Origin of the sequence: Frankia tisae (genome assembly GCF_025403405.1) — a bacterium.
Lineage (GTDB): Bacteria > Actinomycetota > Actinomycetes > Frankiales > Frankiaceae > Frankia > Frankia tisai.
Window position 1 is genome coordinate 1 of the sequence record NZ_JANEZT010000280.1, and the last position, 9,126, is coordinate 9,126.

Consider the following 9,126-nt stretch of genomic DNA (forward strand, 5'->3'; position numbering starts at 1 on the left):
CGGCCGCACCTCGCCCGACGCCGGCGCCCATTCCGCCTCGGGCACGCGTTTCGACGGGCGGGCCTGCCGTTCCCACTGCTCCGACGGGCATCCCGGGTGACAAGCCGGGCCCGTCCGCCGGGCGCGCCAAGACCCCGGCGCTTCCGGCCGCGCCCGGCGTGGAGCCGGCACCGTCGCCGCGGACCCCTCGTCCGCCGCAGCCCCCCCGCAAGGCCCTACCGGCATCGGCGCCAGATCGGCCCGACACGGCCCGCACGTCGGCCTCGGACGGTCCGCTCAGGCCGTGGCAAGAAGCCCGGCGCGGAGCGGGCGGCCTGCAGCCATGGGAGGAGATCCCGGTCCGGCTCTCGGTTCGCGACCGGGCCCGCATCCCGTTGCCGGGCTCCTGGCGGGTCACCGTGACCTCGCTTTTCCCCTACTCGGGGACGACGACGCTCGCCGGCGTGATCGGCCTGACCCTCACTGGGGTACGTGCCCATCCGGTGCTCGCCGTCGACCTGTGGCCCGGAGAATTCCCGACCGAAGGCACGGCGCCGACCTCAAGCAACGACGAGGACGAGCCCCGCGGCGACTCGCTGACCAACCGGGTCGGCTCCGCCGGGACGACCACCGTCGCGGACGTCGTCCGGCACCAGGCCGGCGAGAGGTCCGCCGCCGAACTGCGCTTGATGATCAGCGGCCGGCGTTCCGGGGGCGCCCGAGACCTCGATGTGCTGCCCGTCCGGCCGGACGCCGGCCAGACCGCCGGCCGCCAGCAGCCCGCCGGCGACGACCCCACGGACCGGGATGTGCCCGCCCTCCCGTCCGGTGTACAGCAGTCGGTCACGCCGACCGGGCTGCGGTCGGCTTTGGGCTTGCTCGCGCACTCCTATCCGCTGGTTCTGGTCGACGCGCCGACCGGAGCTCCGCTGACGGAGACCGCCGTCGAGGCGGCGGATCTCGTCGTCCTGATCACCCTTGCCACCGCGGCCGATCTGGAAGCGACCCTCATGCGGTTGCAGGCGTTCCGCGAGGCGCCGGGCCGGCGGCCAGCCCGCGACGGGGGGCTGCCGATCGTCGCGGCGATCGTCGCGCCACGGCGCGGTCGGCCGTCGCCCCGCACCCGAGCGGCCGCGGCACGGCTCGCCCGGCAGGTGGACTCCCTCGTCCGCATCCCCTACGACGCCCGGCTGGACCCGAGCCGGCATACACCGGTCCGTATCCCACGGCTACGCCGGCGTACTCGCCGTGCTTACCTGCGGCTGGCCGCGGTCACCGTGGAAAGCCTGTTCGCGCTGGCAAAGGCCGAGGTGGCGACCCCTCTATCGGCCGGCGAGCAGCCGACGGGCACCTCACGCGACGCCGTCGGACCAGTCACCGCACGTACCCAGGCCGGCGCGACCGGCGGCGCAACGAGCACTACCGCGGATCACCCCACGCCGCCAGGCGTATCATTCGGCGACCTACGGTCACCAACGGCACCCTCAAGGATCGCCGGACCGGATCGTCCGGGCGGACCCCGCCCGTGAGAAAGGAACCGCGATGATCCTGGACGCCGCCTCCGCCAAGGCGACCGTGATCCTGGCCGAAGTGAAGGTGAACCCGGACGACACCAAAGCGCCCGGCATCAACGCACTGAAAGACCTGGTCAACGGCCTGGCCGCCTATGCGGTGATCGCTGCCGTCGCCGCCGTACTACTCGGCGGGATCGCCTGGGCACTCGGTGAGCGGATGGGACTCGAGCGGGCTTCGACAGTCGGAAAGAGCGGCGTCATCGCCGGCTTCGGTCTGGCATTCCTCGTCGGCGCCGCCGCGGCCTTCATCAACTTCTTCCTGGCCACGGGCGCGACGGCCACCGCACCCGCGCCCAACCCGGGCGGGCAGCGCCCACCCGCCGTCGAACTCACCGTCGCCGTTGACCCCGGCGTGGTCCATGACCCATCGTCAACGCTCTTCTGACCGGTTCCCCGGGTATCAGCGGGCGGACATTGCGATGATGACCGTGCCGTCTTGTGAGGGGAGTGGGTGTTGCCGCGCCTGATGGAGAGTGTGGCCAGACGTCTGATCATCATCATCGTCGCCACCGGCACGGTGAGTGTGATCGGCGGATTGGTCATCGGACGCTATGTCATCCCGGACAAGGGCGCGAGTCCAGACACCGCCTCAGTCGCGCCCGCACCCACTCCCAGTACAGCTCCAACCCCTAGCCCGCCGGCTGTACCACCCACGCCGACTCTGGTCCCGACCCCAGACTCCGCCGGAGGAGGATCGCCAGATGCGGCAAGCGGCAGTCAGGTCCCCGGCCTTCCCACCCGCATCAACGAGTTCGGCATCCCAGTTGGATATCCCCACAACAAGTCAGGCGCCGTAAGTGCCTGCGCAAACTATGTTGCAGGATATTTGAATCCGTCGAACCGTGAGCCAGCGCGACTGAAAGAAGTTTTTAGGTCTGTAACAACACAACCTTCCGTTGCCGATCGCATCAGCCAACGGCTTATTGAATCAAACAACGGTACCGCAAAAAACTTCGGCGTATCTTCTGTCAACTCCCCCAACTTTCTTTTTAGATATCGAATACTTGGCTACGCAATTGATAATTTCAGTTCCGATGAAGCTAAAATTCACATATGGCTTAACACAAATGCCGGCAACCTTAACGGATCGCCAAACTTCAAGCCGCGCGACTTCTGGGGTACCGACCTGTGTAGCGTGAATTGGAACGGATCAGACTGGAAACTTTCCGATTCCGATGATGGCCCAGATGGCCCAGACCCGGCCGAGCAACGGTCCGAGGAATTCAAAAGTTTTCTTCTGATCGGAGCGGGCGCATGACGACTGGTAACGCAGGCGATGGTACGGTAATTCTGGCCTTTAATCCAAATCCCCTAAGTGCAGTTAAAGGTGCAATTTCGGGGAGTGTGGATGCCTACTTCAACTCGATGGGGACGGCGTTCTGCGGGATGGCCGCAGACCTGTCGAGTTCCGTGTTCAGTTTCGCGGCACAGAAGACGACCATTGATCTAAATGCCGACTATGTTGTCAAGAACTACAACATCGCGTTCGGGATCGCGGTGTTGGTCGTTACCGGGCTCTTTCTCTGTGCCTGCATCATGGGGGCGGTGCGGGGCGACCCGCACGTATTTGTTCGGGCACTTACTGCGACCGGTACCTCGATTTTGGGCTCGTTTATCGCACTTGCCCTGCTTCAGATGATCCTGACCGCTTCGGACGGCATCGCCGACGCCTTCGGTGACGGGAAACCGTTGGGGGCCGACCTCGTGGCTCAGGTACGAGCGCTACCGGAACAGGGCAACTTCGCCCTCGATCTCGTGCTGTCGCTGCTGGTCGCCATGTTCTCGTTTGCACTGTTCGTGGTGCTCTACATTCGCAAAGTCGCAATCATCGTGATGGCGGTCTTCATCCCGCTCTACCTCGCCGGGCAACCGACGATGTCGACGAGCGCATGGATCAAGCGCGCCACCGAGATCCTCCTGGCTCTGATCTTCGCGAAGCCAGTCATCTATGCGATTTTTTCGCTCGGTGCCGGGATGGCCAGCGACTCCACCGGTTCCACGGTCGATCAGACCCTGACGATCCTCGGTGGAACCGTGGTCATGATTGCCGCGGTGTTCGCCCCGTTCGTCCTCATGCACCTCATGGGATTCGCCGACGTCCATCTGATGCGGGCAGTCGGATCGGCGGGCCGGCGTAGCGCGGCGTCTTTCGGCCAGGGCGCGGGCGCACTGCTCGGATCGACGTCCCGCGATACCTTCCGCGGAATCGGTGCCCGGCTCCAGACGCGTAATCGCGGGGTGCTCGGTGACAGCGGTGGCATTGGCGCCCAGCCGGGACTCGCGCGGCCAGCCGCGCTACGGACCGGTCGCGGCGGAATCGGCGCGCCCGTGGGCGGGTCCTCCCGGGCCGGTGCCGCAACCGCGTCGGTGCGGGGCAGCGGCCGGCCCCGAACCGGCGGCTCCGGCACAGGCGGCGCCGTGCGGCAGCCGGCCCGGTCCGGCGGCCCCGCCCGGACGGCCGTCTCGGTCGGCGCCAGCGCCCGGCCGAGCGGTGCGACCCGGACCGCCACCCGCGTCGCACCGGCCAGGAACGGTGCATCCCCGCGGCCCGGCCAGGCCCGGCCGCCGGTCGCCCCGGCGGCCCGGCCGACCACGGTGGCGGCGCCGAAACTGCCGCCGTCCCGCACCGGCGGTCAGTGAGCACGGCGTGCAAGCAGGCGGCACCGTGCAGATGGTCAATCGGCGAATGAGGTACTAGATGGTCGCGGAACGCAGCTATCGGTTCGGGCCGCTCGAACGCGGCGGCGTCATGCTCGGCATGCGCTGGCCGCAGCTCGCTCTGATGATCGGCGTGATGCTCTGCGTTCTCGGCGCTCTCCGGTCACCGTTGGTAGCCATTCCGCTCTGGGTACTGCTTGCGGTGGCCCTGCTGTTCGTCGCCTTCGTCCGGGTGGAGGATCGTAACCTCGACCAGTGGGTGCCGATCCTTTTCGGCTTCACGATGCAGAAGGTGACGGGCGAGTCGGTGTTCCGTGGCGCGTTCTTCCGGCTAGGCGCCGGAGAGGACCAGCTCAGCCGCACGGTCCTTCCTGGGCCGCTGTCCTCTCTGGTGATGCTGTCCGTACCGGTCGGCGGCGGCCGGTACGTAGCGGTGGTCAAGGACGCCAAGAAACAGACCTACACCGCCGTCCTGCAGGTGCAGGGCAGCCAGTTCGCCCTGCTGGAGTCCGGCGACCAGCAGGCCAGGGTGGATGCCTGGGGCGAGCTGCTGGCCGGGCTGACGGCTGGCGGCGGCAAGCTGTCCCGCATCCAGTGGCTGGAGCGCACCCTGCCCGACTCCGGGGACCAGCTCCAGCGCCACTGGCGGGTCCGCGGCCACCACGACGACTCCTGGGCCGCGGACGCCTACCAGCAGGTGATCGACGCGGCCGGTCCCGTCGCCCAGCGGCACGAGACCTACCTGTCGTTCCAACTGCGTGCCAAGGACGCCCGCCGGGCGATCCAACGGGCCGGCGGTGGCGACCAGGCGGCCTGCGCGGTCCTGCTCGGCGAGCTGCGCACCATGGAGGCGGCGCTCGCCCGGGCGTCGATCAACACGGTCGGCTGGCTACCCCCGCGGGCGCTGGCCGCGGTCATCCGCACGACCTACGATCCGTACTCGATCGAGATGATCGACGCCCGCGGCGGCGCGAGCACCGACCTCGCCGGCGGGTTGAAGGGCCTGGCATCCGGAATCGATCCCGCAGTGGCCGGTCCCGTGCGGACCGTCACCGCCTGGGATCATTACCGCACGGACTCGGGTTACCACACCACCTACTGGATCAACGGCTGGCCCCGGGTGCCCTCGCCAGCCGCCTTCCTCGCTCCGCTGCTGATGGAGACGACCTGCCGGCGCACGGTGTCGCTTGTCGTGGAGCCGCTGCCCGGTCGCAAGGCGGAGAGGGCGGTGAACCGGCGGCGGATGGCGCACCTCGGCGAACAGCAGATGCGGGACAAGGTCGGCAAGGTCACGACGCAGCGGGACGTGGCCGAGGCCGACGAGGTGGAACGGCGCGAGCAGGAGCTGATCGCCGGCTTCGGGGCGTTCCGCTTCCACGGGTTCGTCACGGTCTCCGCCGACGATCTCGACGGGCTCGCCGACGCCTGCGGTGAGGCCGAGACGCTGGCGTCGCGCAGCCGGCTGGAGATGGTGCGCCTCGTCGGAGAACAGGACCAGGGCTTCAGCGTGGGGGCCCTACCGCTGGCGGTGGGAGTGGCTTGACCTCCTCCCCCGGATGACTGCGGAGGAGTTCCCACTGCTACACGCTCACCAGGTTTGTGATCACCAGCTCGGCGATCGGGTAGAGCCGGAAACGGGACATGATCATATCCTAGGAAAGGCAGGTCGATCCGTGGCCGAACAGGGGCGGCGTTTCCTTTCCGCCGTGAACGGCGGAGTCTCCACGCCGCAGGTCCGATGAGTCCGGGGCACGGCAGCCACGGCGACAACGGCAGCGGCGCGCTCCATCGCAACGGCGTGCGCCCGGATGCGGCGGACCGGGGCGGCGACCAGGACGGCTTCGTGCCGATCCCGGGGGCTTACGCGATCGGTGACCTCGCCTCCGCGGCGGCCGACCGCGACGGTGCAGTCCCCTACGCCGGCCCCGAGGCGAACGAGTACGGCGACGCCGACGAGACGGACGGGTACGACGACGAGGCGGGCTTCGAGGATGCCGGCTTCGGCGATCTCGACCCACCCAGCTTCGACGAGGCCGGTTACGACCCGGACGGTTACCAGGCAGCGGCGTACGAGGCGGCCGGGCACGACCCGGGGCGGGACGCCGAGGGCTTCGTCGACCTCGGTGGCGGTCCGCGCCGGCGCCGGTCGACGCCGCCGGCCGCCCCGTCGCCGCGGCGCAGCCGCAGGACGGAACGGGCCGCCGCCGCGGCGGAGAAGACCGCGATGCGCCGCGCCCAGGCGGCGTTGCGCCGCGGGGCGCAGCCCTCGAAGCTGCTCGGCCCCTTCGCCGGGCGCGCCTATCACAAGATGCGGCTGCCGGCGCACATGGAGACGACGGCGCAGATCGCCGGCATCTACCCGTTCGTGGTCGACTCCGGGCTGGCAGCGCCCGGGATGTACATCGGCCGGCACGTGTGGTCGGGGAACTCGTTCGACTTCGACGTCTTCGAGCTGTACCGCCAGCAGGTCATCGAGAACCCGAACTTCGCTGTGTTCGGCGCGGTCGGCTCCCGCAAGTCGGCGCTGCTCAAGACGCTGATCTCCCGTGGTGCGGCGTTCGGCTACCAGGCGGCGGTGCCCTGTGATCCCAAGGGGGAGTACACCCGGCTGGCTCGCCGGCTCGGCTGCGAGCCCACCTACATCGGTCCGGGCATGGCGACCCGGCTCAACCCGCTGGACGCGCCGCCGCGCCCGATGAACATCGCCGACGCGGACTGGGCCCGGGAGGTCAAGCGGGCCAGGTCGTCGCTGCTGTCGTCGCTGATCGAGACGGCGAAGGGCGTGCCGCTCACCCCGGCCGAGCACACCGCCGTGGACCTCGCCCTCGACGTCGTCACCCGGCAGATCAGCGGCGCCTCGCCGGAACGCTGGGCGACCCCGCTGCTCCCGCACGTCCTGGAGGCGATGACCGATCCCACCGAGGAGGACTGCGTCGACCTCCCGATGACGGCCACCGAGCTGCGCGACGCCTCCCGCGACGCCACCCTGACGCTGCGCCGGCTCACCCACGGCGCGCTCGGCGGCCTGTTCGACGGGCCGACGACCTCTCCGCTGGACTTCGACCGGCCGATCGCCGTGCTCAACCTGGAGCGGGTCCAGGGTAGCGACGAGATGATCGCACTGATCATGACGTGCGCGCAGGCGTGGATGGAAGCGGCCCTGATGCGCCAGGACGGCGTGCAGCGCTACGTCGTCTACGACGAGTGCTGGCGGCTGATGCGCTTCGCGGGGCTCGTCCGCCGGCTCTCGGCGCAGCAGAAGCTCGCCCGCCAGTGGGGATGCGCCAACGCGATCGTCGCCCATCGCATCTCCGACCTGCTGTCCGCCTCCCCGGACTCGGTGGAAATCGCCAAGGGGCTGCTCGCCGAGACGGCGATCCGCATCCTGTACAAGCAGGCGTCCGACCAGATCGCCGACACGCAGGAGGCCCTCGGGCTCACCGACGTGGCCGCCGATCTGCTGCCGCGGCTCGATCCGGGCTTCGCGTTGTGGCTCATCGGCGCCCGTGCCTTCTACGTCGAGCACGTGGTCGGTGATCTGGAGATCCCGGTGGTGCTGAACGGGTCGAAGATGCACGGTGAGGTCGACGACATCAACCTGACCCCGGACGACCTCGACCCGGCGGAGCTGGATCCGCCGGATCTCGGTCCGGGGCCGCTGCGTCGCGGCATCGCTGAGGGCGTCGCCGACGACGCGGGGTTCGACGGTGGCGCGGGGTTCGACGGTGACGACTTCGGCGGGGAGCCGTTCACCGGAGGCTATGGCTATCCCTCGGTCGAGCCCAGCTCCACCGGCTGACGCAGGTCCACCATCGACCGCTCCGAGGACGGCGGCCAGTCCAGCCCGATGGGGTTGGGCCAGGTGAACCCGCCGCCCAGCGCCACCCGCTCGGCGAGCCCGTACAGCGTCGCGTACAGGTCACCGCGCTCCGCCACGGTCAGTGCCAGGTAGGGGGCTGCAGCCAGCTGATCGGTGGCGTCCTCGATCGCGTCCCGGGCCTGGGCGCCGCGCTCGGTCAGCGTGCCGTCGGCGGTGAGCCAGTCGCGCGCGGAAAGGTCACGGACCGCGTCCGCCCACTCCCGCTCGTTCCAGCCGCGCGAGATCCGCAGCTGCTCACCGGGACTGCGCCCGGTGGCCGCGGCGAGGACCAGTGCCTCGCAGGGGCCGACCTCGGCATGCACCAAGGCGGCGATGTGCCCGTCGCCCCGGTGCTCCCGCAGCGTCGTCAGCGCCTGCCAGAGCGCCAGGTGCGGCTCGGTGGGAAGGGGCAGGGCTGCGTTGGCGGCGGCCAGTGGCCGCCCGGCGGTGACCGCGGCCGCCGCCGCCCGACCGGCGAGCGCCGCGGCGCGCCGCACCGCCACGCCCGTCGTGTCCAGCCCCCACAGTTCGCGCAGCACGACATCGATCGCCGCGAGGCGGGCGTCGAGCAGCCGGGACGGCGAGGAGTAGGCCCAGACGTCCGGAACGGAGCGGGCGATGCGGCGCGGTGCGAAGTTGTAGAAGGCCGAGGTGATCGTCGCTGCGGACGCCGCGCCGAGCGGTGCGGCCCGCATGCCGATGTACCCCATCCAGAAGCCGTGGGAACCAGCCTCCGCCCCGAAGCGGGGTACCGCGGGATGGAAGTAGATCACCGCGTGAACCGGCTCCCCCACCTCCCAGATCCGGCGGGCGTCATAGGCGCCTGCCGCGCCGAGATTGTCCATGTCCGTCTGTCTACCCTCGCCCATGCGGTTCCTCCCGAGCGTGCGTCGGTTCCAGACTCCCCCCGCACGGGGGCCGTATGCCAGGAAAAAACGTCATGATCGGGCGCCGGCCGGGGCCGGTACCCCGGCCGATGGTCCGCTTCCAGCGGGAACGCGCCGGAAACGCGACGGAAATGACGCTGCTTCGGTTCCCACCCTGGTGCCGGGGGCC

At 69.7% G+C, this 9,126-nt stretch carries 7 protein-coding genes; 6 read left to right on the forward strand and 1 reads right to left on the reverse strand.

Translation table 11 applies throughout. The features are described from left to right. Positions 1 to 398 precede the first annotated feature (398 nt). The 6 genes from NBZ85_RS22505 to NBZ85_RS22530 all read left to right on the forward strand — a co-directional run bounded on the left by NBZ85_RS22505 (position 399) and on the right by NBZ85_RS22530 (position 8,010). A complete protein-coding gene (locus tag NBZ85_RS22505) occupies positions 399 to 1,508 on the forward strand; it encodes a hypothetical protein (RefSeq protein WP_261558844.1) in 1,110 nt (369 codons plus the stop codon). Between the two features lie 13 nt (positions 1,509 to 1,521). Beyond that, entirely contained in the window at positions 1,522 to 1,938 is a 417-nt protein-coding gene (locus tag NBZ85_RS22510; protein WP_261558843.1) for a DUF6112 family protein, read from the forward strand. 66 nt (positions 1,939 to 2,004) lie between these two features. Next, complete coding sequence (locus tag NBZ85_RS22515) at positions 2,005 to 2,811, forward strand: DUF8175 domain-containg protein (RefSeq protein ID WP_261558842.1); 807 nt, start codon at positions 2,005 to 2,007, stop codon at positions 2,809 to 2,811. After that, the gene (locus NBZ85_RS22520; RefSeq protein ID WP_261558841.1) at positions 2,808 to 4,193 is read left to right on the forward strand and encodes a TrbL/VirB6 family protein; all 1,386 of its coding nucleotides are present in this window, start codon (positions 2,808 to 2,810) and stop codon (positions 4,191 to 4,193) included. The genes NBZ85_RS22515 and NBZ85_RS22520 overlap by 4 nt, the downstream gene beginning before the upstream one ends. A 58-nt stretch (positions 4,194 to 4,251) precedes the next feature. Beyond that, positions 4,252 to 5,754 carry an SCO6880 family protein gene (locus tag NBZ85_RS22525; protein ID WP_261558839.1) on the forward strand — a complete coding sequence of 501 codons (1,503 nt, stop codon included), beginning with the start codon at positions 4,252 to 4,254 and terminating at the stop codon, positions 5,752 to 5,754. Between the two features lie 195 nt (positions 5,755 to 5,949). Continuing rightward, on the forward strand, positions 5,950 to 8,010 hold the full coding sequence (locus NBZ85_RS22530) for a putative type IV secretion/conjugal transfer ATPase (RefSeq protein WP_261562547.1): 2,061 nt from the start codon (positions 5,950 to 5,952) through the stop codon (positions 8,008 to 8,010). Here the strand turns inward: NBZ85_RS22530 and NBZ85_RS22535 are convergent. Next, positions 7,977 to 8,939: an SCO6745 family protein gene (locus NBZ85_RS22535; RefSeq protein ID WP_261558834.1), complete on the reverse strand. Its 963-nt coding sequence runs from the start codon at positions 8,937 to 8,939 to the stop codon at positions 7,977 to 7,979. The genes NBZ85_RS22530 and NBZ85_RS22535 overlap by 34 nt on opposite strands. Between the last annotated feature and the right edge of the window lie 187 nt (positions 8,940 to 9,126).

What these genes read in the sequence shown, in the direction of transcription:
- NBZ85_RS22510 (WP_261558843.1), top strand. Translation starts at nt 1,522, where the DNA reads ATGATCCTGGACGCCGCCTCCGCCAAGGCGACCGTGATCCTGGCCGAA.
- NBZ85_RS22520 (WP_261558841.1), top strand. Translation starts at nt 2,808, where the DNA reads ATGACGACTGGTAACGCAGGCGATGGTACGGTAATTCTGGCCTTTAAT.
- NBZ85_RS22525 (WP_261558839.1), top strand. Translation starts at nt 4,252, where the DNA reads ATGGTCGCGGAACGCAGCTATCGGTTCGGGCCGCTCGAACGCGGCGGC.
- NBZ85_RS22530 (WP_261562547.1), top strand. Translation starts at nt 5,950, where the DNA reads ATGAGTCCGGGGCACGGCAGCCACGGCGACAACGGCAGCGGCGCGCTC.
- NBZ85_RS22535 (WP_261558834.1), bottom strand. Translation starts at nt 8,939, where the DNA reads ATGGGCGAGGGTAGACAGACGGACATGGACAATCTCGGCGCGGCAGGC.